This window comes from Rhodococcus sp. S3 (assembly GCF_058211795.1).
The window spans coordinates 4,520,493-4,544,378 of the sequence record NZ_CM177074.1; the positions used below are offsets into that span (position 1 = coordinate 4,520,493).

A 23,886-nucleotide genomic window follows, 5' to 3' on the forward strand; every position below is an offset into this window, starting at 1 on the left:
CGACATCCTGTGGGAAATCGTGAACAACGTCGGTTTCGTCGTTACGCGTCGACCCGCTTGACGAGGCGCTCGTAGCGCTGCCGGGCCGCCTGGGTGCTCCCCAGGCCGAGGCCGAAGGCGATCTCCTGCCACGTCATCCCGCGTTCCCGTGCGATGCGGAGGATGAGCGCCTCGAGTTGGTCCATCTCGGCGCGCGCCTTCGGCACGAGGCCGAGCGCGGCGATGACGTCGGCGTCGTCGACCTCGGGTTCGTCGGGGCCGGGACTGTGCACGCCGCCCGCCAGTGCCGCGACGAGACGGATGGCGCCGAGCGGGTCGAGCATCTCGGGATGCGATTGCCTGGCCCGCTGTTCGGGAGTGCTGCCGTGTCGTTCGGCGATCCGGAACAGCCCCGCGTACTCACGGTGCGCGCGTTCGCGACTCGGATCGGGTGGGGTGAAACCTTCCTCGGACATGAACCCAGGATGGTGTGTGAACAACTTGTTGTCAACAGATTGTTCACACGTCGCGGATCTCGTCCACCAATCCCCAATCGAGTGCACGGGAGACGTCGAGAGGCGCAGCCGTGACGAACAGGTGCAGCGACCGCCACCTGCCGATCCGCCGCGGGATGCTCACCGTCCCGCCGGCCCCGGGGATGAGCCCCATCGAGACCTCCGGGAGGCGGAAGACCGTGTCGGGAGTCGCGACCACCCGGCCCGCGAAGGCCGGGATCTCGATACCCGCGCCGATGCAGTGACCGTGCAGGCGCACCTCGATGCGACCGGCGAGTTGCGCGACGAGACGCCCCACTCCCCCGCGCGTGCGGACGAAATGCGCGAGCGTGATGTCGGGCGTGCGGCCGAACTCGTCGAGATCACCGCCGGCACAGAACGACGACCCAGCCCCGTCGAGCACGACCCGTTCGATGCTGTCGTCGAGGATCGCGAGTCGCAAGGCGTCGACGAGAGCGTCGCGCAGCACCGTGCCGTAGGCGTTGCGGCGCTCGGGCCGGTTGAGCGTGATGTGCAGGAGGTCGCCGTCGCGCGCGATCAGCACCGGTTCGTCCGAGGGCGGCGGCAGGGGCCGCGGGCCGCGCCCGGCGAGCCACGCGGCGAACTCCGGTCCGCCCTGCAACGTCGAGTAGCCGAGCGACTCCACGTCGATCGCTTCCGGCACCGCGAGCGTCTCGGACGCCCGCACGACCTGCCGTGCCACCAGCGCGGCCTGCGGGTTCGCGGCGACCGCCTCGGCGAAGGCGGCGATGCTCGCGTCCGGATCCGGTGTGTCCACCACGCCGCGGGACTGCGCGACCGGCGCGTAGGTGAGGTCGAGCGCGTCGATCAACGGACGAACCTCGGCGGGGATCTCGCGGGTGGCGCGGCCGACGAGGATCCGGTCGGCCAGCGCGGCCTGCTCGACGGCACGCTCGATCAGGGGAACGCCTGCGTCGAGGTCGACGACGACCATCGGCCGGGACACGGCACCGCCCTCACCGAGAAGGAGCTCTCCTGCCGCGCCGTTCGCCAGGTCCGCAGCGGAGAGAAGCATCGCTCGTGCCGTATCCATGTGGTCCGTCCTTGTACTCCACCAGGCCCCATCCGGCACGAAATGTAACATCACGGTCGTGGCCACCGACCTCGCCGCAGACCCGGTACGCGACTGGGCCGACAGCGGAATTGCCTCTCTGACCGGCAGAGTCGACGGTCCCCCACTGCTCCCACCCGGTCGCGCTGCCACCGCCGCCCGCGAACTCTCCGCCTGGATCACCGCTGCCTCCGGTGACGTCGCCGACATCGACGGCGCACGCCTGCTGTCCGAGCGTGCGGCGTTCACCGGTCATCGTCGTGGTGGAGCGGTCTCCGCCGGAGGTGCGTGTCGCCTGTTGCCGACGATCGACGGGTGGGCGGCGGTCTCGTGCGCGCGTCCCGACGACCCGCTCCTGCTCGGCGCCCTGATCGGCGAGGAGATCCCCGGCGATCCGTGGCTTGCCGTCGCCGACTGGCTCGTCGAACACACCGGGGCGGAGCTGGCCGAGCGTGCCGAACTGCTCGGGATCGCGGCGGGGCCTGTCGTCCACGGTGTAGCCGCTTCCCTGACGCCGTCGGAGCCCCGCTCGGTCGACGGGTTGCTCGTCGTCGACTTCAGCGCACTGTGGGCCGGGCCGCTGTGTGCGCATCTGCTCGGTCTCGCCGGTGCGCGCGTCGTCAAGGTCGAGACGCCGTCGCGGCCGGACGGTGCGCGTCGCGGCAATGCCGACTTCTATCGACTCCTGCACGGCGGGCACGAATCGGTCGTGCTCGACCCGGCCGACGACACGCAGCGACGCGAACTCGCGGAACTGGTGGCAACCGCCGACATCGTGATCGAAGCATCGCGATCGCGAGCACTCGCCGGTTTCGGCCTCGACGCCGCAAAGGCCGTGGACGACGGCACCACGTGGATCTCGATCACCGCACACGGACGGGATTCGCACCGTGTGGGTTTCGGCGACGACATCGCCGCCTCCGCCGGATTGATCGCGTACGACGCGGAGGGCCCCGTCTTCGTCGGTGATGCGATCACCGATCCCCTCACGGGTCTCACCGCGGCGGCGCTGGCCATGTCGGTACCACCCGACGGACACGGAAAGCTTTGGGACATCTCGATGTCCGCTGTCGTCGCGGCGACTCTCGACGAACCCACGACCATCTCGCAACCCGCCATCCGCGACGGCGAGCAGTGGGTGCTGCAGACAGCGGACGGTGTCGTTGCCGTCGCCGAACCGCAGAGGCGTGAAATCTCCGGTGAGGTCGCCGAATCCGGGCGGGACACCCAGCGCGTACTCACCGATCTGGGCATCCGATCGTGAGCGTCCTCGTCGTCCGCGACGTCGAGGTCGACGGTGTCGGCGGAACCGATGTCCTCATCCGCAATGGGGTCGTCGCGGCCATCGGGTCGGAAATCTCGGTGCCCGCGTCCGCCGACGTCGTCCACGGCCATGGAGGCGCACTGCTTCCGGGTCTGCACGACCACCATATCCACCTGCATGCCCTCGCGGCCGACCGCGCGTCGGTCCGCTGTGGTCCACCTGCCGTCCGCACCGCCGACGAACTCGCCCGCGCACTCGCAACCGCGGCCGGCGACGGATGGATCCGGGGTGTCGGATACTCGGAAGAGGTTGCCGGCCTGCTGGATTCGGCTTCTCTCGACGCGTTGCACGCCGAGCGTCCCGTGCGCATCCAACATCGAAGCGGCGCAATGTGGTTCCTGAACTCCACCGCCGCCGCACTCACGGGACTCGCAACGGCTGATCATCCCGGCGTCGAACGCGACGCGAATGGCCATCCGACGGGACGGGTGTGGCGCGCCGACACATGGCTCCGCGACCGGCTGCCCGACACCGGCCCACCGTCGCTCGCAGACGTGGGCGCCGAACTCGCGTCCTACGGCATCACCGGCCTCACCGACGCGACGCCCGACCTCACCCCGTCGACCCTCGAGCACCTCCGCGCTTCCCACGTCGACAGGTGCGTCCCGCAACATATCCGACTTCTCGGTGCACCACTGGATTTCGTCGGCTCGGAGACGTTCGCCGCGGGTCCGTACAAGATCGTGCTCGCCGACTCCGGACTGCCCGACCTCGACGACCTCGCGACGACGATCCGCCGTGCCCACGATGCCGGTCGCGGGGTGGCGGTGCACTGCGTCAGTCGCGAGGCGTTCGCGATCCTGCTCGCCGTCCTCACCGAGGTGGGCACCGTCTCCGGCGACCGTATCGAACACGGCGCCCTCATCCCGGCCGAGTCGATCGACGACCTGCGTCGTCTCGGTCTGCAGGTGGTCACCCAGCCCGGCTTCCTCGCCGACCGCGGCGACGCCTATCTCCGCGACGTGCCCGCCGTCGACCTGCCCGACCTCTATCGCTGCCGAAGCCTCCTCGACGGCGACGTGCCGGTCGCGCTGTCCAGCGATGCCCCCTACGGCCCCGCCGACCCGTGGGCGGTGATCTCCGCCGCGGTCTCCCGCACGTGCCCGACCGGTGACGCCGTCGGGGCGGACGAACGCATTCCTGCCGCGACCGCGCTGGCCCGGTATCTGGCGCCGCTCGACGACCCCGGTGGCGCTGCTCGCCGCGTGCGGGTCGGCGCGCCGGCCGATCTCGTCCTGCTCGACCGTCCCCTGGCCGACGCCCTCGCGGCCCCGACCGGAGACGCGGTCCGCGCGACCGTCATCGCCGGTCGCGTCGTCCACCACTCCTGATCCGCTACAACGCCAGTCATCCGCTTCAGCAGTGTCCCGAAGCGGATATCCAGGACGGAAGCGGATCCACCTCTTCCGGCCATTCCAGAGCACGCGCTCTGTTACTGTCTGGGCATGGCGCGCACACGCACCCACAACCTCGACCGGCTGATGGACGCAGCCGAGGCACTCGCAGTGGAATCCGGCCCCGCTGCCGTCACCGTCCGCGCACTCTCCGAAGCGACGTCGGTGTCCAACGGCGCGATCTACCACGCCTTCGGGTCGCGGGCAGGGCTGATGGGACACGTCTGGCTGCGCGCGGCCCGGCGCTTCCTCGACCTGCAACGCGACGCCGTCGACCGCACCCTCGCCACCGGGTCGGCGCCACAGAACGCCGTCGAGGCCGTCGTCGCTGCCGCCGACGCGCCCGCCGAGTACTCGATCCGCTACCCCGTCTCCGGGCACTTCCTGCTCGCCGTGCGTCGCGCGGACGTCCTCGGCTCCGGCGACGTCCCGAACGACGTCGCCACACAGCTGAATGCTCTCGACGACGCGCTCACGGCCCTGTTCGTCCGGCTCGCCCGTGGCGTGTGGGACCGCGCCGATCGCGAAGCGGTGGCGGTGATCCGCGACTGCGTCGTCGAACTCCCTGCCGCCCTGCTCCTGCGGGGACGACGGGACCCCACGCCCGCCGTCCGCGACCGCCTCGCCGCGGCCGTTCGAGCCGTCCTCGCCCTCACCCCACCCGATCCGGCACCACGCTGATCGCCCGACCGACAAGGACATCCGTCATGACGACCAACCTCGACATCTGGAACAGACTGCAGCGCGTGCCGTTCGGGAACTGGCTGTTCACCCAGGCAGTGTGTTTCAAGGCGCCCTACTTCCGCAGCATCCATCCGCTCATCCACGAACTGCGGCCGGGTCTGTGCCGGGTCACCGCACCGAATCGGCGCAGCGTGCACAACCACCTCGGGACCTATCACGCGATCGCGTCGTGCAACATGGCCGAGATCGCCGGCGGCATGATGACCGACGCCACCGTCCCCGCCACCCACCGCTGGATCCCCGTCGGGATGACCGTGGAGTACAAGTCGAAGGCGACCACCGCCGTCACCGCGGTCGCCCGGCTCGACGACATCCCGGACTTCCCCGACGAGCCCACCGAACTCGTCGTCCCCGTGGATATCTCGGATGCCGAGGGCAAGGTCTTCGTCACGGCCCGCATCACCATGAACGTCTCGCCGAAGCCCCGCCGATAGACACCCGCTACAACGTCGGCCCTCCGCTACAGCAGATTGCCGTCGCGGATGGCCAGGACGGTAGCGGATGCCGGCGTCAGGGCACGGTCCACGTGTTGTCGCCCCGCAGCAACTGCTGCAGGTCTGCGGTGCCGGATTCCTGCGCGGCCCGCACCCGGGCGCGTTCGGCGTCGTCGTAGGTCGTCCGCGCGACCTGCCGCACGATCCCTGTGACGACGTAGCGAAGGTCCTGGTCCGACAGCCGCGACAACGCGTATGCGTATTCGGGGTCGTCGGTGTGCGCGTCGTGCACGACGATGTCGGCGGCGTCCACCTCGGAGCGTTGTGCCACCCGCAGGCCGAAACCCTTTCGGACGACGCACAGCTCGTCGTCGATGCCGAAGATGATCGGTTCGCCGTGCCGTAGCGGGATCAGGTGCGACGGCGCTTCGTCCTTGCGCAGCACGTCGAACGACCCGTCGTTGAAGATCGGGCAGTCCTGCAGGATCTCGACGAAGGCCGCACCGCGATGATGTGCCGCCGCGCGCAGGACCTCCGTCAGCCCGGCGCGATCGGAGTCGAGAGCACGCGCGACGAAGGACGCTTCGGCGCCGAGCGCGAGCGACAGGGTGTTGAACGGCGCGTCGACCGACCCGCCGGGTGAGGACTTGGTGACCTTGCCGACCTCCGAGGTCGGCGAGTACTGCCCCTTGGTGAGGCCGTAGATCCGGTTGTTGAACAACAGGATCCGCATGTTCACGTTCCGGCGCAGGGCATGGACGAGATGGTTGCCGCCGATCGACAGGGCGTCGCCGTCGCCGGTGACGACCCACACCGACAGATCCGGACGCGTCACCGCGAGACCGGTTGCGAGCGTCGGGGCGCGGCCGTGGATCGAGTGCACACCGTAGGTGTCGAGATAGTAGGGGAACCGCGACGAGCATCCGATACCGGAGACGAACACGAGATTCTCACGCCGGACACCCAATTCGGGCAGCAGGCTGCGGACCGTCGCGAGGATGACGTAGTCGCCGCAGCCCGGGCACCACCGCACCTCCTGGTCGGAGGTGAAGTCCTTCGCCTTCTGCGGGTCGTCCGTGCGGGGCACACCGTCGAGTGCGTCGGTGTGCGGGCGGAGTCCGAGATCGTGGCCGAGGAGTCCGGTCATGCTCGTGCCCTCTCTGCTGTGGAGTCGAGTTTCGTCGAGGAGGCGATCGCAGCCGGTGTCCGGGATCGTTCGGTGTCGGCGAGTGTTCCGGCGAACTCGGCCTCGATGGCGTCGTGGAGTTCGTCGGCGCGGAACGCCATGCCCGCCACCTTCGTCACCGGCTGGATGTCGGCGTCGAACCGCGACCGCAGCAGGAACGAGAGCTGGCCGAGGTTCATCTCGGGGACCAGCACGCGCCGGTAGCGGCCGAGCACATCGCCGAGGTTCTTCGGCATCGGCGCCAGGTGCCGGAGGTGTGCGCGGGCGACGACATGCCCGGCCCGCCGGGCGCGGCGCACGGCCTCCCCGATCGGCCCGTACGACGAACCCCAGCCGAGCACCAGTACCTCGGCGTCGCCGGTGGGGTCGTCGACGTCGAGATCCGGGACGTCGATGCCCGCCACCCGCGCGACCCGCAGTCGGGTCATCAGCTCGTGGTTGGTGTGATGATAGGAGATGTCGCCGGTGCCGTCGGCCTTCTCGAGTCCGCCGATCCGATGCTCGCGACCTGCGGTTCCGGGTATCGCCCAGTCGCGGGCGAGGGTGTCGGCATGGCGGGCGTAGGGCTGATAGCCGGGGTCGTCGTCGCCCGGCGACGCGGCGAAGCGCGGATCGATGCAGGGCAGGTCGTCGATGTCGGGGATCCGCCACGGTTCGGATCCGTTGGCGATCGCACCGTCGGACAACAGCATGACCGGCGTGCGGTAGGTGATGGCGATGCGCGCGGCCTCGAGTGCGGCGTCGAAGCAGTCGGCGGGCGACTGCGGTGCGACGATCGCGACGGGCGATTCGCCGTTGCGGCCGAACATCGCCTGCATCAGGTCGGCCTGTTCGGTCTTCGTCGGCAGGCCCGTGGACGGTCCGCCGCGCTGGACGTCGACGACGATCAGCGGCAGCTCGGTCATCACCGCCAGACCGATGGCCTCGGATTGCAGGGCGATCCCCGGACCCGACGTGCTGGTGATCCCGAGCGCACCGCCGTAGGACGCGCCGATCGCGGCGCCGATACCCGCGATCTCGTCCTCGGCCTGGAAGGTGTGCACTCCGAAGCGTCCGAGTCTGCTCAGTTCGTGGAGGATGTCGGAGGCCGGCGTGATCGGATAGGTGCCGAGGAAGACGTCCATCCCCGCCGCGCGACCCGCCGCGACGAGACCGTAGGCGAGGGCGGTGTTGCCGGTGATCTGCCGGTACGTCCCGGGTGGCAGCGACGCGCGGGCCACCTCGTAGGTCGCGGCGAACGCCTCGGTGGTCTCGCCGTAGTTCCAGCCGGCGCGCAGGGCGAGGACGTTCGCGTGCGCGATGTCGGGTTTCGACGCGAACTTGCGCTCGAGGAACGTCTCGACCGGCGCGATCGGCCGCCCGTACATCCACGACAGGAGACCGAGCGCAAACATGTTCTTCGAGCGCTGCGCGTCCTTCTTACCGACGCCGGCCGGTTCGACGGCTCCGGTGGTGAGCGTGCTCATCGGCAGGGCGTGGACGGTCAGGTGCTCCACGGCGTCGGTGCCGAGCGGGTCGGCGTCGTAGCCGGCCTTGCTCAGGTTCCGTTTGGTGAACTCGTCGCTGTTGACGATGACGGTGCCGCCTCGGGGCAGGTCGCCTACGTTGGCCTTGAAGGCCGCCGGGTTCATCGCGACCAGCACGTCGGGCCGGTCCCCGGCGGTGAGGATGTCGTGATCGGCGATCTGGATCTGGAAGCTCGAGACCCCGGGAAGAGTGCCTTGAGGTGCGCGGATCTCGGCGGGGAAGTTGGGTTGTGTGGCCAGGTCGTTGCCGAAGGCGGCCGCCTCGGCGGTGAACCGGTCACCGGCGAGTTGCATGCCGTCGCCGGAGTCGCCGGCGATGCGGATGACGACCTGTTCGAGTTTCGCGCTCGACGCCATGCGCTCCATCGTGGCCCTCACGCGCGCATGTGCAACCGTTTCTCCCGAAAATTCTGTCCATCCGCTACAAGATCGGCTTTCCGCTACAACAAATTGCCGTAGCGGAAAGCCGATTCTGTAGCGAATACGTCAGGACTTCACGGTGTCCCCGATGAAGCTCAACGCCTGCGGCCACGACACGGCGTAGGCGTCGGCGTTGACGGGATTGCCGTGCCGGTCGCGGGAGGAGAAGCCGTGTTCGGCGCCCGGGTAGACGTGGGTGATGGTCGCGCCGGTCTCGCGCTGTTGCAGCGTCGCCTGCAGGTTCGCGAAGGTCTCGGCGCTCATGATCGTGTCGGCGCCGGCGTGCAGCACCATGACGGGTGCCGCGACGCGACCTGCCTGCTCGACGGCGTCGATCGTGTGGTTCGGGGCGGGCGGCACCGCGATCGACGGGTGGTAGGCGACGACGTTCGCGACGCGCGTGTCGCGGGCGCCGAGGATCAGGGCGAGGCGTCCGCCGAGGCACCACCCGATCACGCCGACCTTCTCCAGGCGTAGTTCACCGAAGGCGTGGTCGAGCAGGGTCGCCATCTCCGCGAGGCACTTCTCGTCGTCGAGGCCCCGCATCAACTCCACGAGTTCCTCGCGCGAGCTGTCGTCGGCGCTCGGTCCGTGCCAGGGATCCCAGACGAGCGCGGTCACACCGGTTCCGGCGATGTCGTGCGCGTACTCGCGGACCTGGGCGTCGATGCCGGTGATCATGGGCAGCAGCAGCATTCCTCCGGTGGCACCGCCGAGCGGCCTGGCCAGGTAGGCACGCAGACCTGCGATGTGAACGAATTCTGCCTCGATGTCGGTCATCGACCGTCCTTCCACTTGCGTCGTTTGTTCGTCATGATCTTCGTACGAAGTCGTTCAGCGGGCAGCGCATCCACCCGTCGCTGCAGCTCAGGGGCCGTCCGTCCCGCACGCCGAAAAGAATGAGAACATCATTTCCGTTTTGCGGTATCGTTCCTCTCGCGCACCGACGTACGGTCGGAGCACGGCAGACGGCTCGCTCGAAAGGGATACAGGCAGATGGCTCGCACCGTATTGGTCAGTGGTGGCACCGGCGGCCTCGGCAGCGCCGTGACGAAACATCTCCTCGACACCGGATGGCGGGTCGTGGTGCCGTGGCTGGTCCGTGACGAGCTCGAGCGCGTCGGCACGCATCCGAATCTGCAGCTCGTCCAGGCCGACCTCTCCGACGAGCAACAGCTCGAGGACGCCCTGAACCTGGCGTGCGACGACCCCGACGCTCCCCTGTTCGGCGTCGTCAACCTCGTCGGCGGCTTCACCTCGGGACCGCGGGTGCACGAGACCCCGATCGAGGTCCTCGACTCCCAGCTCGATCTCAACCTGCGCACCGCCTATTCCGTCAGCCAGGCGGCGCTGCCCCACCTGATCCGCCGCGGCGGTGGATCGATCGTCTGCATCTCCACCGCCGCGACGCTCAATCCCTTCCCGGGCGGCGCCTCCTACATCGCTTCCAAGGCTGCGGTGTCGGCGCTGGTCGAGACGATGGCGCTCGAGTACCGCGATGACCACATCCGCGTCAATGCGCTGCTGCCCGTCGTCATCGACACCCCGGCCAACCGCGCCGCGATGCCCGACGCCGACACGAGCCGCTGGTCGAAGCCGGCCGACCTCGCGAAGGTCATCGAGTTCCTGATCTCCGATGCGGGTGCCTCCGTCACCGGTGGCCTGATCCCGGTCACCAACGTCGGCTGAACTCAGACCGACTGGAGGCGGCCGAGTTTCGCCGCACGTTCGAACGCTCGCCGTTCGGCGTAGTTCATGCCGCCCCACACGCCGTGCGTCTCTCCGGTCCGCACGGCGTGCGCACGGCATTCGATGATCACCGGGCAGGAGCGACAGACTTCCTTCGCCTGCCGCTCGGCCCGGACCATCGCGCCGCGGCCGTCCTCGGGCTGAGGGAAGAACATCGCCGTGTCCACCCCGCGGCACCGCGCCGCGACCACCCAGTCACGGTCGCCGGATCCGTTCATCGCCGCCTCCTTGCCGGTCGGTCCCTCGCGGACCCGCACTCGTCGAACGAGTATTTGTACGGCCATTTTTCGGTACGCGACGGGGATCGTCAATCGCTGAGCAGCGCAGATTCATCAGAATCGACGATGGCAGTCGCTTCGGATACCTATAAGCACCGGACGCTATGGCCGCACATTTGACGAGTGGCCGACGCGGATCAGGTCAACCGACGATGCCGGCCTTCTTCAGACCCGCGATCTGCTCATCGGTGAGCCCGAGATCGGCGAGCACCGTGTCGGTGTGCTGACCGAGCCCCGGCACCGCACCCATGGGCAGTTCGACGTCGCGGAAGTTCATCGGCGGCAGGATGCCGCGCACCGGACCGGCCTCGGTCTGCACCTCGCGCCAGCGGTCGCGCGTCGCGAGCTGGGGGTGCTCGATGAGTCCGCGCAGATCCCGCAGCTGCGCGGCCGGCACACCGGCGTCGGCGAGTTTCTCGTCGAGCTCTGCGCTCGTGAACTGCTTGGTGGCCTGCCCGACCAGCGCATCGACCTCCTCGCGGCGACGCACCCGCTCGAGATTGGTGGCGTAGCGCGGATCGTCGCCCAGTTCGGGCATGCCGAGCACATCGGTGAGCGTGCGCCAGCCCCGGTCGTTCTGCACGCCGATGAGGATCTCGCCGTCCGAGGTGGGGTACTTGTCGTACGGCGCGATCGAGGTGTGCGACAGACCCATCCGCGGCACCTGCCGTCCCTGGTACATCTGCAGGTACATCGGGTAGCCGAGCCACTCGGCGGTGGCATCGAACATCGACACGTCGATCGTCGCGCCCACGCCGGTGCGGTGCCGGCGCAGCAGCGCCGCCTGGATCGAGGTGAGCGCGTACATGCCCGCGGCGATGTCCGAGGTGGGGATGCCCGTCTTCACCGCCGTCTCGGGCGTGCCGGTGATCGAGCACAGGCCGGTCTCGGACTGCACGAGCATGTCGTAGGCCTTGCGGTCGCGCATCGGCCCGTCGGTGCCGTATCCCGACATGTTGACCACCACGAGTTCCGGGTGGTCCGCACGCAGGTCGTCGGCACCGAGTCCGAGACGCTCCACCGCGCCGGGTGCGAGATTCTGCAGGAAGACGTCGGCGCCGCGGATCAGCTTCTTCACCGCGTCGATGCCCTCGGACGCCTTCAGGTCCACGGCGAAGGATTCCTTGCCGCGGTTGAGCCACACGAAGTGGGCGGCCAACCCCTGCACGGCGCTGTCGTAGGCGCGCGCGAAGTCGCCGTCGCCGACCCGTTCGACCTTGACGACCCGGGCGCCGAGATCCGCGAGATGGCGCGTCGCGAGGGGTGCGGCGACCGCCTGTTCGAGGCTCACCACGGTGATGCCCTCCAGCGGCAGGCCTGCAGAAACCTCGACCTCGCTCCGATTGGTTCCGTCGCTCGTCACCCGTGCGTCCTTTCGCGTCCGCGGTTCCCGTCCGGCGTCGCTGTATGTCTACCAGGCCGAACACCGACTCCCCGGTAATACCTCTGGGGTATCGATCCGCGTTCTATTGGGTATTGGACTGGAAAGCCGAGCCCTGCCACTCTCCGATGAGACGCAGACCACATTCCACCCGCCTCGTCGGGGGCGTAAGAGACGGAGGGCGCATGAGTTCGTCCACACCCACCGATCAGGAGATCGCGAAGAAGGCCCGTAAGGCCGGCATCGCCTCCTTCATCGGCACCACCATCGAGTGGTACGACTTCTACATCTACGGCACGGCCGCCGCTCTGGTGTTCGGCCAGATCTTCTTCTCGGACGAACTCTCGAGCGGTGTCGCGACCCTCCTCGCGTTCGTCACACTCTGGGCAGGCTTCCTCGCCCGCCCGCTCGGTGGTGTCATCTTCGGCCATCTCGGCGACCGCATCGGACGCAAGAACACCCTCGTCATCACGCTCGTCATGATGGGCATCGCGACGGTGGGCATCGGCCTGCTCCCGACCTACGCGCAGATCGGGATGTGGGCGCCGGTCCTGCTGGTCTTCCTGCGCATCGTGCAGGGCGTCGCGGTCGGTGGTGAATGGGGCGGTGCCGTCCTCATTGCCAGCGAGAACGCCCCGAAGGGCAAGGGAATCCTGTATTCGGCGTTCGCGCAGCAGGGTTCGCCCGCCGGCAACCTGTTGTCGACGATGGCGTTCTTCTTCCTCGCCGCGCTGCCCACCCCGCAGTTCATGATGTGGGGCTGGCGCATCCCGTTCCTGCTCTCCGGTGTCCTGGTCGCCGTCGGCCTGATCATCCGTCTCAAGCTCGAAGAGTCGGACGCGATGAAAGCCGTTCTGGCGCGCAAGAAGACCGTCAAGCTCCCGATCAAGGAAGTGCTGCGCAAGCACTGGGTCCTGGTCCTGCTCGGTGCCGGTGCACTGCCCCTCGCCCAGGTGACCTACTTCAAGAACACTTTCGCGCTGTCGTGGGCGACGAGCGAACTCGGCTACGAGCGCGGCACCTTCCTCGCGATCATCGCGATCGCCCTCGTGGTGCAGTTCATCGTGCAGCCCTTCGGTGCCGTGCTGGTGTCGAAGATCGACATGCGCAAGGCCATGCTCCTGATGATCGTCCCGGAGCTGTTCCTCATGCCCGCGATGTTCTTCGCGATCCGCACCGAGACCTTCGCGATCGCCGCGATCGGTATGTGCCTCGCGACGATTCCGCACTCGATGTTCTACGGCGCGATCGCCGGCATCCTGGCCCGCGCCTTCCCGGCGAACATCCGTTACTCGGGCCTGTCGCTCGCCTACCAGCTGTGCTCGCTGATCGTCGGTGGTGGCACCCCGGTGCTCGCGCAGTACCTGCTCAACTCGTCGGGTGACGTCACCGGTGTGGCCATCGCGGCGGCCTGCTACGCAGCGGTCTCCCTCGTGTGCACCCTGGCGCTGCTCAAGCGCACCGGATACGACCCGAAGGCACCGTCGGTCGCCGAGAAGTCCGACGCCGACGAACTCGCCCTCGAGCAGTCGGAGGCAGCCGAGCGCGACCGCCGTACGCCGGGCACCGAGGACACCCCTCGCTCCGACGACACCCCACGAGATCGCGTCCATGCCTAGGACGGATCCCTCGCACTCGGGGCCGGCCGGCGCAGTTGCCGGCCGGCTCCGGTCACTCCGGAGTCGGCAGCGCTTCCTCGGAGAGGCGGAGAACCTCTCGCAGCGCGGCACTGTCGTCGTCCTCCCGCCACACCAGCCGCACGTCGAGCGGCTCGGGATGATCGGCGAGGGGAACGAACACGACCTCGGGGTTGATGACGTTCGCCGCAACCGACGAGACCGTCATCGAACATCCGACCCCGGCCGAGACCAGGGCGATCAGCGACAGCGAATCCGGGGCGCTCTGAACGATTCTGGGTGTGAAGCCGACATCGTGGGCGAGGCGGAGCAACAGCTCGCGCAGCATCGATCCGGGTTCGGCGGGCAGCATCACCCACGCCTCGTCCGCGAGGTCCTCGAGCCGGACCTGCTCCCGGTCGGCGAGGGGATGTTCCTTGGGCAGCGCCACGACGAGGTCCTCGCGGGCCACGACGCGCGACGCGATCCCCGGCGGGAAGAACAGCAGGCGCACGATGCCGATGTCGAGCTTTCCCGCGGCCAGTTTGTTGAGTGCCTCGCTCGCGTACGCCGAACTGTCGAGCACGAATTCGATACCGGGATGGGTGCGTCGCACGAGCTTCGCCCATCGACCCACGAGATAGTGCGAGGACGAACCGGCGAAACCGATACGGACCCTGCCGGTCTGACCCGACCCCGCGGCGGTCACCGCCATCTCGGCCAGCCGGCAGGCGTCGAGGATGTTCCGGGCCGGTTCGACGAGCGCTCGACCGCTCTCCGTCAACCGCACGCTGCGGGTGTTGCGTTCGAAGAGTTCGGCTCCGAGTTCCTTCTCGAGTCTGCGGATCGTGCGGCTGAGCGGCGGCTGGGCCATGTGCAGCCGTTGCGCCGCCCGACCGAAATGCAGTTCCTCCGCCACCGCGAGGAACGCCTTCACCTGCTGGATCTCCACCCGTCGATTATCACGCCTGCGGGCGCCTGATATCCGACACCGAAGTACCGACCACACGGAGGACGACCGGTATGCCGGACAAACTCATGACCATGCGCGAGGCGATCGCCACCTATGTCGAGGACGGCATGACCGTTGCCCTCGAGGGGTTCTCGCACCTCATCCCGTTCGCGGCGGCGCACGAGATCATCCGGCAGGGCAGGCGCGACCTGACGTTGTGCCGCATGACCCCCGACATCATCTCCGATCAGCTCATCGCCGCCGACTGCGTGTCGAAGCTCGTCGCGTCGTTCTTCGCGAGCGGCTCGGCCGGATCCCTCTACGAGATCCGCCGGCGCATCGAGAACCACGACCCCGTCGCACTCGAAGTCGAGGAGTACAGCCACTACGGCATGGTCTGCCGCTACCAGGCCGGCGCCGCCGGGCTGCCCTTCTTCCCACTGCGCTCGTACGCCGGCAGCGACCTGCCGAAGATCAACCCGAACATCCGCCTCGTCGACGATCCCTTCGGCGGCGGCAGCGTCTACGTCGTGCCTCCGCTGAACCCCGACGTGACGATCATCCACGCCCAGCGCGCCGACCGCTCGGGCAACGTCCAGATCTGGGGCATCGCCGGCGTCCAGCAGGAAGCGGTCTACGCCGCGAAGAAGGCCATCGTGGTGGTCGAGGAGATCGTCGACGACGACGTGATCCGCTCGGACCCCAGCCGTACCCTCGTGCCGTCGCACGCGGTTGACGCGGTGGTGCTGTGCCCACGCGGAGCGCACCCCTCCTACGCGCAGGGCTACTACGACCGTGACTGCGCGTTCTACCGCCGCTGGACCGCGATCAGCAAGGACCCCCAGCAACTGCGCACCTGGTTGAAGGAATGGGTCCTCACCACCGGCGACCACGCCGAATACCTCGAGAAACTGGGCGAGGAGTACTGGGCCGACCTCGAGGTCGCCCCGCGCCCCTCCGGGACCGTCGACTACGGGAGCCGAAAGTGACCACCACCGAAACCTTCTCCACCACCGAACTGATCGTCTCCGTCGCCGCGCGGGAACTGGCCGGCAAGGCCCGGGTCTTCGCCGGGGTCGGTCTGCCCACCCTCGCCGTCGACCTCGCCGCCCGCACCTCGAACCCCGACGTCGAGCTGATCTACGAATCCGGCGTCTGCGGGGCGCATCCCGAGGCGATGGCCGAGGGCATCGCCGATTCCGTCGTGGTCTCCGGCGCCGAATCGGTCGTGTCCATGGCGTCGCTGTTCGGGTACGTGCTGCAGGGCGGCAACGTCGACGTCGGCTTCCTCGGTGCGGCGCAGATCGATCGCTACGGCAGCCTCAACACCAGCATCATCGGTGATTGGGACAAGCCCACCGTGCGCCTGCCCGGCGGCGGTGGAGCCGTCGAGATCATGCCCAACGCCGGCGAGGTGTTCGTGATCATGCGACGCCACGATCCGAGCGCCTTCCCCGCCGAACTGGACTTCTGCACGACCCCGAGTCCGGTGCGCGCCCGCGAGGCGGGCGTCGGCATCATGCCGCGCGGGCGCGGGGTGACGAAGGTGTTCACCAGCCTCGGCGTGCTGTCTCGGCAGGATCCCTTCGACGAACTCGAACTGACCAGCATCCACCGCGGTGTCACCGTCGACCAGGTCCGCACCGCGACCGGCTGGGATCTGAAGGTCTCCGACGAGCTGACGCTGACCGAGGATCCCACCGCCGAGGAGATCGACCTGCTGCGCAACGAGATCGACAAGGTCCGCCTGTATCTGCGGTGATCGCCCGGCCGAGTCCGCCGAAGGCCGTCGATGTCACCGGCGCGGCGGCTGGCAGGATGTCCGCAGCGGACGACGCACCGGATCCTGCTCTCGGCGGTCCCTGTGCGCGTCCGGTGTGATGCCCGGCGGACGGACCGCCGTGATGCGGGAAGGCGGCACGTGATGCACGCGAGCGCGATCCACGACCTCGTGGACGGCACGGTCGTCGCAGCCGTGATGCCCTTGACCGCGGCTGATTCCGGCGGGGGTCGGGACGTCCCCGTCCTGATGCCGTTGTCCGGCCTCGCACACGGCACCGCAGAGAGTGCGGCCGGTCGCGCTGCCGTCGCGCTGGTCGACGAGCACGAGGTGTTCGCCGACCCTCCGACGGTCCTGCGCGGGATCGCCGCTGTGCGCGAGCGCGGATTCGCCGTGGCGGTCCGCATCGCGGAATCGACGTCCCGCGCCACGGTCGTCCTTGCCCTGGTGGAGCCCGAGGTGGTCGTCGTACCGGCCGAGGCGCTCGTCGCATCCGACCTGCGGGCCGCCACGACCCTGCTGTCGTTGCGGGCCCACTGCGAGCGCACGAACTCCGTCGTTCTCGCCGAGGGTATCGACTCCGACCTGCATCGCCGGGCAGCCCTCGCCCACGGTATCGATTTCGGTTGCGGTGCAGCGCTACAGGGTGAGGCCGATCCTTCGTCGCCGCGCGGTGAGCTGTTCCGGCAACCCTCCTGGAGCGCACCGCTCGACGACGCGACCGCCACGCCCTTCCGCATCCTGTCGGCGGGGCGGGAACGCGTGCGGAGCGGCAAGGGGCTGCTGGTCTCCATGAGCGCCGATCTCGAGGCGCGGGCCGGGGAGGCAGGACCCGACACGGTGGCCCTCGGCACCTTCCAACACCACGACCACTTCACCGGAGCTGCGCGCAGGCGATGGATGTCGATGTCCGACACCCTCGCGCACGTGGCGGTCTTCGCGGTCGGTTTCGGCACGAGCGACTCGGGCCCGGACCTCGTCCCGATCGAACCGCACGATCCACTCGTCGAGGAGTGGAACGTCATCCTCCTGGGAGAGTCGTTCGCGTGCGCACTCTCGGCGCTCGACCTGCACCGTCGAACTGCCGGCGGTGAGCGGGAATTCGAGTACGTCGTCTCCTACGACCGGGAGGCCGTCGCCCGTGCGGCGCGCGCGACCCTGTCCCGTCCCCGATCGGTATCCCTGGAGATCCCGCCGTCGTCCTGAGCCGCTCCCCCGCGGGTCACCCTTCGAAACGCGCCAGGATGCTGTGGGCGCACCGGATGACGGTGCCGCGGTCGTAGGACAGCACGTAGTGGAATTCGCGGTCGAGATCCGCTGCGTCGGTGTGCATGTCGAGCGCGGCGAGCACGCACGCGAAGTGCGGGCCGAGGACGACGACGTTCCATTCGTCCACCATCGGATCGTCCGGGTCCAACGGCGCGTGGTGCACCGCGGAGTCGACGTAGGGATCGATTCCGACGCCGTAGACCCCGGTGTACGCGACCTGCTCGGCGAGCTGCGCCCATCGTGCCCGTGAAGTCGGCGTGAAGTGCTCGGCGCGCTGGAAGGTGCCGAGCACGATCGTCTCCGGTCCGGCTCCCACCGCATTGGTCTCGAGCAGCTTGCTCATCGACACCAGAAGCCGCTTGAAACTGCGCGTGCGCCTGCGCCCTTCGGACGCCAGGGCGAAGGGGGTGAGTTCGGGATCGTCCGGAACGGCAGGTCGCGGACGCAGCGACATGGGCTCGACGTCCGAATCCGATTGCGCGGCATCTCCGCTCGCAGCCACCGTCGGATACAGCGCGCCCATCCCGTATTCGGCGGCCAGCCCCAGGGCGCGGCGGCGATGCAGTTCCGAATCGACGCCCTGCGCGATGACGACCGCGCTGCTGGATTCGATGTACGCGGCGACGGCGTGCGCGATCCTCGCTGTCGAGGCGTCGGCCGCACGGGCGATCAGAGCCGGCGCCGTGATGATCACATCCGGTTCGACGAGCGGCAGCAGCGCGAGGGCCTGGGCACGCGCTCCCACACCGTCCACCGCGACGAGCATGCCGGCGGTGCGCGCCGCCGCGATGGTGCGCAGCGTCTTGGCGGGACTGGCGATCAGTGCCTGCTCGGTGATGAGAGCGACCGTCGTCGGGTTCCGGCGCTCGTCGAGCGCGCCGAGTTCGTCGAGGGAATCGAGATCGACGGTCACCAGGTGCGGGACCGCCGACCCGGCATGCAGGCCGGCCCTGCGCCACTTGATACGGTCCAGCTCCGACTTCTGGTGCATGGCCCGAGCGGCCTCACTCAGCGCAGTGGCGTCGTGCAACGATGATCCTTCCGGACCACGCAGTTGCAGTTCGACGGCGGACAACGCACCGCTGTCGAGCCGGTGGATCGGGGCAAGCTCCGTCTCCACGACGAGGCCGCCGAACGCGGCCTCCGCGTCGGCGGCAGCGTCGGCAGGAACAGCGCTCATGGATCCAGCATCCCATCTCCGGCCACCGATCGTCCGCTCGGGCCGACGGAGCCGGGAGCATAGGATATTTCCGCAGCTCAGAACGCCTACGTTATAGAAACGTGATGTTTCGTTATCGTTCCGTTATGGAACAGGTCGTCGGGAAGCGACCTCCGTCGGACAGGCTCTGTGCAAGCCCGAGGCGAGTTCTCACCGCGACCCCGACGTTCTCACCACGACCCAGCAGGCCGACCGTCTGTTCGTGATCCAGCCCGCACCGGACGGCACGAATCCACGCCGACAGGAGACCGCAATGAGCACACGTACGAGCACCACCCGCAGGATCGTCACCCACACCGGCGCACTCTCACGAGTCGGTGCAGCGACCGTCGCCCGAGCGCCGCGCTACCGTCTCGACGTCCACTCCCCCTCCCGTCGCTGCAGTGTCCTGCGGGTGAAGGGTGATCTCGACATGACCGCCCGAGCGGAGTTCGCATCCACTCTCGGCGACCTCGCACACTCGGGCGACCACGTCGTCGTCGACCTGTCCGAGGTGACCTTCATGTACTCCGAGGTCGCCTCGATGCTTGCCGATGCCGTTCACATCCGGCCCGGCCGTTTCCATGTCGTCGCACCCACGCGCCAGGTGCGCATGCTGCTCGACATCCTCGCTCCCGATCTCGACGTCACCGACCGCACCGAGTGCGACACGGCCGGGAGCTCGTCCGCCGCCTGACGACGGCGACCGGCGGCGGTCAGCGCGCCGGGCCACCCGTGATCAACGCCCACACGTCCCCGGCCTCACCGGCCGCGGCGAGCAGTTCGGAATCCCACGACGCAACCGTGCCGAATTCGCTGCGCCACGACAGGATCCGGTTGGCGTGCCGATGCAACTCGTGTTCCATCGTGAAGCCGATCGCGCCGAGCGCCTGATGGGCGTTGCGGGCGACGACGGAGGCCGCATGTCCGGCACACGACGCGGCCGCTGCGATCGCGAAGCGGGTCGACGCGTCACCGAAACCTCCCGCGAGAACGGCATCGACCGCACCGTCCGCGGCGGCGTGCACGAGCGAGGCCTCGGTGGCGATGTCGGCGACGAGCGCCTGCACCGCCTGGAACTTGCCCAGCGGACGACCGAACTGCACGCGCGCGGTGGTGTGGTCGACGACGAGCTCGAGGATCCGATCCATCCCACCCGCGGTGGCCAGCGCACGGACGAGCGCGCCCCGGTAGCGGAACTCGTCGGCGGTGCCCGCCGGAACGTCATGTCCCGACACGGTCGACAGGTCGACGCGCACGTGATCGCGGGGCTCCGCCGCCAGATTCACGGCCTCGACGATCTCGACGTCGCCGCGTGCGAGCTCGGCGACCTGCCATCCCTGCGGCGACTCCCACAGAACAACGATCGAGTCCGCGAACCGGGCCCACGGCACGTGGCGCGCGCGGCCGTCGGCGTCGAGCACCGCGGCGGTACGCACGGCCGGTGCCGCCTCGAGGCCTGCCTGTTCGAGGAGCCAACCCGCGAGCAGGTCGTTCTCGGCCACCGGCACGGCAGCAGCGGCGCTGCCGGCGGCTTCGAGCAGCAGGGCGGCCTCGAGCCATCCCGCGCCGCTTCCGCCGCTCTCCTCCGAACCGGTGAGCCGATCGAGGCCGAGCTCGGTGAGGGTGCTCCACAGGGCACGATCGAGTTCGACGACCTCCCCGATGCGGTGGTCGTCACCCGAGGTGAACACCTCGGACAGCATCTGTGCGAAGTCGCGCAGTTCCGTCGACTGCAGTGCGTCCTGCCCGCTCATCTCATCCCCAATCCTCGTGCGATGACCCCGCGGAGGATCTCGCTCGTGCCGCCGCGCAGTGTGAAGCCCGGTCGTTGCATGACGCCTGCCCGGACGAGCTCGGCCAGATGTGCGTCGGCCGCGGTGTATCCCGCGATCTCGTCGGCGAGATCCGCCAGGTCGCCCTCGGTCTTCGTGCCGAGCACCTTCACGACCGACGCCGCGAGTTCGGCGTTCTCGCCACGTTCGAGGGACTCGGAGACCGCGGTGGACATGCGGTGCAGGCCCGCCATGCGCCCGATGGTCGCTCCGATGCGGGTGTCCGCTTCGACGCTGCCGTCGGCCACACCGTGCACGAGGGATTCGAGCACCCCGAAGGTCGACAGGAAACGTTCGGGACCGCTGCGCTCGTAGCCGAGCTCGCTCGTCACCTGCTCCCAGCCGGCGCCGATCTGCCCGAGCACCAGGTCGTCCGGGACGAAGACGTCGTCGAGCAGCACCTCGTTGAAGTGGTGGTCGCCGGACATCGACAGGATCGGGCGGATGGTCACGCCCGGGGAGTCGAGCAGCACGATGAACTGGCTCAGCCCGTCGTGGCGGTGCGCCGGATCGAGCGGTGCGGAGCGCGCGAGGCCGAAGAAGGCATCGGCGTGGTGCGCCCCGGACGTCCACAGCTTGGTGCCGGAGATCCGCCACCCGCCGTCCACCTGCGTGGCCTTCGTCTTGACGCTCGCGAGGTCGGATCCGGAGTCGGGCTCGGACATGCCGATGGCCCAGCAGATCTCACCGGCCGCGATGCCCGGCAGGAACCGCTTCTTCTGCTCCTCGGTGCCGTACTTCAACAGCGACGGTGCGGCCTGACGGTCGGCGACCCACTGGGCGGCGACCGGAGCGCCCACCGCGAGCAGCTCCTCGGTGACGACGAAGCGCTCCATGAAGGTCCGTCCGTGTCCGCCGTACTCGACGGGGATCGTCATACCCACCCAGCCGCGAGCGGCGAGCGCGCGGGTGAACTCGGGGTTCCATCGCGTCAGCCAGGTGTCGATGCCCGGGGTGAACACGCCCGCGTCGATCTGTTCCTTCAAGAACGCCCGTACCTCGGCACGGAGTTCCGTCAGTGCCGGGTCGGGAGTGCCCGCCCTCGGCACGAGTCGTGCACTCATCGTGAATCTCCTTCTCCACCGGTGATGGTGGGACACAGCAGCGCCAGCGACAGGTCCGCGTAGCGTTCGGCGATCTTGTCCGGGCCGTCCGGGCCCGCGGGGTCGTACCAGTTGGCGATCGCCGAGACCATCGCCAGGATCGACCGGCGGCAGTCGTCGGAGTACTTCGTGGTGAAGACACCCTGTGCGACACCGCGATCGATGATGTCGCGGATCCGTCTCCGGCCGGCACGCCGGCGTTCCTCGTACAGTCGCGCACCCTCGGGTTCGAGGTTGCGCACTTCCGTCGCGATCATGCGACCCTGCTCGGGGAACTGCGTGCGGAAGATGACGTTCCCCCTGACGAACGCGCGGATCTGCTCGACGGGATCGTCGCCGGCGCGGGCGAGTTCGGCGTCGCAGACCGCGTCGTAGGTGTCGACACCGTCGAGCAGGATCGCCAGCAGCAGATCCTGTTTGTTCTTGTAGTGGTAGTACAGCGCGGACAGGCTCACGCCGGCTTCCTTCGCGATCGTCCGGATCGACGACGAGCCGTATCCGTTGCGCACGAATTCCTTCCGGCCCGCCTCGATGAAGACGCGCTGTTTCGGCGACAGCACTCTCACGACAACGCTCCCGTGTCGGCGTACTGCGCGATCAGCTCGCCGAGCCTGCCCTTGACCATCTTGCCCGTCGGCGTGCGCGGCAGTTCGTCGACGAACCGCACGTGCCGGGGGCACTTGAAACGCGAGAGGCGTTCCCGGCAGAACCCGATGATCTCGTCGTCGAGCTCGTCCGATCCCTCTGCGCCGGGGACGAGCTGCACGAACGCTTCGACGCGTTCACCGCGGTCCGCGTCCGGCACACCGACCACCGCGACGTCCGCGATCGACGGGTGCAGCGCGAGGACGTTCTCGATCTCCTGCGGGTAGATGTTCACCCCACCCGAGATGATCGTGAACTTGTCGCGCCCGGTGAGGAACAGGTAGTCGTCCTCGTCGAGATATCCGATGTCGCCGGTGGTGTACCAGTTGCCCTCGAAGGGGTGCCTCGTGGACGCCGTCTTCTCCGGATCCTTGTGGTATTCGAACGAAAAGTCGTCCCGTTCGAAGTAGACGGTGCCGATCTCACCGGTGGGCAGCCGGTTGCCGTTCTCGTCGCAGATGCGGGCCAGGCCGAGTGTGCCCGGGCCACCGGTCTTCCCGACGGTGCCCGGCTTGCGCAGCCATTCCTGCGGGGTGACGAGGGTGTTGCCGATCGCCTCGGTCGCGGAGTAGTACTCGTAGACGATCTCGCCCCACCACCGCATGAGTTCCTGCTTGACCTCGACCGGGCACGGAGCCGCCGAGTGCAGCGCGCACCGCATCGACGACAGGTCGTAGCGCTCGCGGACCTCGCGGGGAAGTTTCAGCAGGCGCACGAAATGCGTGGGCACCCACTGGCTGTGGGTGACGCGATAGCGCTCGATGCACGCGAGACTGAGCTCGGGATCGAACCGGTCCATGAGCACGACCGTGCCACCGAGGGCCTGCGTCGACACGCTGTACCGCAACGGCGCCGAATGGTAGATCGGTGCCGGCGACAGGTAGACGGTGTTCTCGTCGAAGCCGAAGCGGCGCACCTGCTTCAGCAGCGGAGAACCCGGCTCGTCCCCCACCTGCGCACCGGTGAGCGCGGGCTTGATGCCTTTGGGGCGCCCGGTGGTGCCGGAGGAGTACAGCATGTCGCTGCCGCGAGGCTGGTCCACCATGGGGGTGACGGGAAGACCCGCCACCTCCTCTTCGTACACGAGATGTCCGGGCACCCGACCTCCGAAGGCGATGCGGTGCGTCACCTTCGGGGTGAGCGGCGCGATCGCCTCGGCGAGTTCGGCGAGCGGCGCCGAGACGACGAGCACCTTCGCGTCGCAGTCGTCGACGATGTACGCGACCTCGGCGGGTGCGAGGTGCCTGTTCACCAGCGTGATGTAGACACCGGAACGCATTGCACCCCAGTGCAGTTCGAACACCGTCAGGACGTTCACGGTGATCACCGCGATGTGGTCGCCCCTGCCGACGTCGTGCGCGCGCAGCCAGTGCGCGAACCGGACGGACGCGTCCTCGAGTTCCCGATAGGTGAGCGTCCGCCCGGTCGCGGCCTCGTGCACGGCGGGCCGGTCCGGGGCGACCGCGGCGTAACGGCCCGGGTACAT

At 68.7% G+C, this 23,886-nt stretch carries 23 protein-coding genes; 10 read left to right on the forward strand and 13 right to left on the reverse strand.

Translation table 11 applies throughout. From position 1 onward, the window contains the following. Window positions 1–41: 41 nt before the first annotated feature. Both AC0LPE_RS20855 and AC0LPE_RS20860 read right to left on the reverse strand, forming a co-directional pair. A complete protein-coding gene (locus tag AC0LPE_RS20855; RefSeq protein WP_060650299.1) occupies window positions 42–455 on the reverse strand; it encodes a hypothetical protein in 414 nt (137 codons plus the stop codon). Between the two features lie 43 nt (window positions 456–498). Then, window positions 499–1,548, reverse strand: a complete 1,050-nt coding sequence (locus AC0LPE_RS20860) for an enoyl-CoA hydratase/isomerase family protein (protein ID WP_088898286.1) — start codon at window positions 1,546–1,548, stop codon at window positions 499–501. A gap of 58 nt (window positions 1,549–1,606) precedes the next feature. Between AC0LPE_RS20860 and AC0LPE_RS20865 the strand changes: the two genes are divergently transcribed. From AC0LPE_RS20865 to AC0LPE_RS20880, 4 genes are all read left to right on the forward strand, one after another. Continuing rightward, window positions 1,607–2,830: a CoA transferase gene (locus tag AC0LPE_RS20865; protein WP_490605146.1), complete on the forward strand. Its 1,224-nt coding sequence runs from the start codon at window positions 1,607–1,609 to the stop codon at window positions 2,828–2,830. Next, entirely contained in the window at window positions 2,827–4,221 is a 1,395-nt protein-coding gene (locus tag AC0LPE_RS20870; protein ID WP_490605147.1) for an amidohydrolase family protein, read from the forward strand. Before AC0LPE_RS20865 ends, AC0LPE_RS20870 begins: the two co-directional genes overlap by 4 nt. A gap of 114 nt (window positions 4,222–4,335) precedes the next feature. Next, complete coding sequence (locus AC0LPE_RS20875; protein ID WP_160874165.1) at window positions 4,336–4,965, forward strand: TetR family transcriptional regulator; 630 nt, start codon at window positions 4,336–4,338, stop codon at window positions 4,963–4,965. A gap of 26 nt (window positions 4,966–4,991) precedes the next feature. Beyond that, entirely contained in the window at window positions 4,992–5,462 is a 471-nt protein-coding gene (locus AC0LPE_RS20880) for a hotdog fold domain-containing protein (protein ID WP_160874167.1), read from the forward strand. A 76-nt stretch (window positions 5,463–5,538) separates the two neighbouring features. Here AC0LPE_RS20880 and AC0LPE_RS20885 read toward each other — a convergent pair whose 3' ends face one another. From AC0LPE_RS20885 to AC0LPE_RS20895, 3 genes are all read right to left on the reverse strand, one after another. Further along, a complete protein-coding gene (locus tag AC0LPE_RS20885; RefSeq protein WP_490605148.1) occupies window positions 5,539–6,609 on the reverse strand; it encodes a 2-oxoacid:ferredoxin oxidoreductase subunit beta in 1,071 nt (356 codons plus the stop codon). Further along, complete coding sequence (locus AC0LPE_RS20890) at window positions 6,606–8,540, reverse strand: 2-oxoacid:acceptor oxidoreductase subunit alpha (RefSeq protein WP_490606386.1); 1,935 nt, start codon at window positions 8,538–8,540, stop codon at window positions 6,606–6,608. The genes AC0LPE_RS20885 and AC0LPE_RS20890 overlap by 4 nt, the downstream gene beginning before the upstream one ends. Window positions 8,541–8,660: 120 nt before the next feature. Further along, complete coding sequence (locus AC0LPE_RS20895) at window positions 8,661–9,374, reverse strand: dienelactone hydrolase family protein (RefSeq protein WP_088898293.1); 714 nt, start codon at window positions 9,372–9,374, stop codon at window positions 8,661–8,663. Window positions 9,375–9,590: 216 nt separating this feature from the next. On the opposite strand from AC0LPE_RS20895, the gene AC0LPE_RS20900 reads away from it, so the two are divergent. Beyond that, window positions 9,591–10,283, forward strand: coding sequence for an SDR family NAD(P)-dependent oxidoreductase (locus AC0LPE_RS20900; protein ID WP_490605149.1), 693 nt, complete (start codon window positions 9,591–9,593; stop codon window positions 10,281–10,283). Between the two features lie 2 nt (window positions 10,284–10,285). On the opposite strand, the gene AC0LPE_RS20905 is transcribed toward AC0LPE_RS20900, so the two are convergent. After that, window positions 10,286–10,561, reverse strand: a complete 276-nt coding sequence (locus AC0LPE_RS20905; protein WP_490605150.1) for a WhiB family transcriptional regulator — start codon at window positions 10,559–10,561, stop codon at window positions 10,286–10,288. 202 nt (window positions 10,562–10,763) lie between these two features. Continuing rightward, entirely contained in the window at window positions 10,764–11,984 is a 1,221-nt protein-coding gene (locus AC0LPE_RS20910) for a CoA transferase (RefSeq protein ID WP_160877355.1), read from the reverse strand. A 203-nt stretch (window positions 11,985–12,187) separates the two neighbouring features. On the opposite strand from AC0LPE_RS20910, the gene AC0LPE_RS20915 reads away from it, so the two are divergent. After that, the gene (locus tag AC0LPE_RS20915; RefSeq protein ID WP_088898295.1) at window positions 12,188–13,621 is read left to right on the forward strand and encodes an MFS transporter; all 1,434 of its coding nucleotides are present in this window, start codon (window positions 12,188–12,190) and stop codon (window positions 13,619–13,621) included. Window positions 13,622–13,673: 52 nt separating this feature from the next. Here the strand turns inward: AC0LPE_RS20915 and AC0LPE_RS20920 are convergent, their stop codons facing one another. Then, a complete protein-coding gene (locus AC0LPE_RS20920) occupies window positions 13,674–14,570 on the reverse strand; it encodes a LysR family transcriptional regulator (RefSeq protein ID WP_088898296.1) in 897 nt (298 codons plus the stop codon). A 71-nt stretch (window positions 14,571–14,641) separates the two neighbouring features. Here AC0LPE_RS20920 and AC0LPE_RS20925 point away from each other — a divergent pair, with 71 nt between their 5' ends. From AC0LPE_RS20925 to AC0LPE_RS20935, 3 genes are all read left to right on the forward strand, one after another. Beyond that, window positions 14,642–15,559 carry a CoA transferase subunit A gene (locus tag AC0LPE_RS20925; RefSeq protein WP_085470163.1) on the forward strand — a complete coding sequence of 306 codons (918 nt, stop codon included), beginning with the start codon at window positions 14,642–14,644 and terminating at the stop codon, window positions 15,557–15,559. Then, complete coding sequence (locus AC0LPE_RS20930; protein ID WP_059384093.1) at window positions 15,556–16,332, forward strand: CoA-transferase subunit beta; 777 nt, start codon at window positions 15,556–15,558, stop codon at window positions 16,330–16,332. Before AC0LPE_RS20925 ends, AC0LPE_RS20930 begins: the two co-directional genes overlap by 4 nt. Window positions 16,333–16,494: 162 nt before the next feature. After that, entirely contained in the window at window positions 16,495–17,556 is a 1,062-nt protein-coding gene (locus AC0LPE_RS20935; protein ID WP_088898297.1) for a DICT sensory domain-containing protein, read from the forward strand. 16 nt (window positions 17,557–17,572) lie between these two features. Here the strand turns inward: AC0LPE_RS20935 and AC0LPE_RS20940 are convergent, their stop codons facing one another. Next, entirely contained in the window at window positions 17,573–18,799 is a 1,227-nt protein-coding gene (locus AC0LPE_RS20940) for a DICT sensory domain-containing protein (protein WP_160877357.1), read from the reverse strand. Between the two features lie 292 nt (window positions 18,800–19,091). Here AC0LPE_RS20940 and AC0LPE_RS20945 point away from each other — a divergent pair, with 292 nt between their 5' ends. Continuing rightward, complete coding sequence (locus AC0LPE_RS20945) at window positions 19,092–19,514, forward strand: STAS domain-containing protein (protein WP_230825099.1); 423 nt, start codon at window positions 19,092–19,094, stop codon at window positions 19,512–19,514. 19 nt (window positions 19,515–19,533) lie between these two features. Here AC0LPE_RS20945 and AC0LPE_RS20950 read toward each other — a convergent pair whose 3' ends face one another. The 4 genes from AC0LPE_RS20950 to AC0LPE_RS20965 are packed head-to-tail and all read right to left on the reverse strand — an operon-like array spanning window position 19,534 to window position 23,886. Then, window positions 19,534–20,574, reverse strand: coding sequence for an acyl-CoA dehydrogenase family protein (locus tag AC0LPE_RS20950; RefSeq protein WP_145690881.1), 1,041 nt, complete (start codon window positions 20,572–20,574; stop codon window positions 19,534–19,536). Beyond that, entirely contained in the window at window positions 20,571–21,716 is a 1,146-nt protein-coding gene (locus tag AC0LPE_RS20955) for an acyl-CoA dehydrogenase family protein (RefSeq protein ID WP_016692356.1), read from the reverse strand. The genes AC0LPE_RS20950 and AC0LPE_RS20955 overlap by 4 nt, the downstream gene beginning before the upstream one ends. Continuing rightward, a complete protein-coding gene (locus AC0LPE_RS20960) occupies window positions 21,713–22,321 on the reverse strand; it encodes a TetR/AcrR family transcriptional regulator (protein WP_490605151.1) in 609 nt (202 codons plus the stop codon). The genes AC0LPE_RS20955 and AC0LPE_RS20960 overlap by 4 nt, the downstream gene beginning before the upstream one ends. After that, window positions 22,318–23,886: an acyl-CoA synthetase gene (locus AC0LPE_RS20965; RefSeq protein ID WP_490605152.1), complete on the reverse strand. Its 1,569-nt coding sequence runs from the start codon at window positions 23,884–23,886 to the stop codon at window positions 22,318–22,320. Before AC0LPE_RS20965 ends, AC0LPE_RS20960 begins: the two co-directional genes overlap by 4 nt.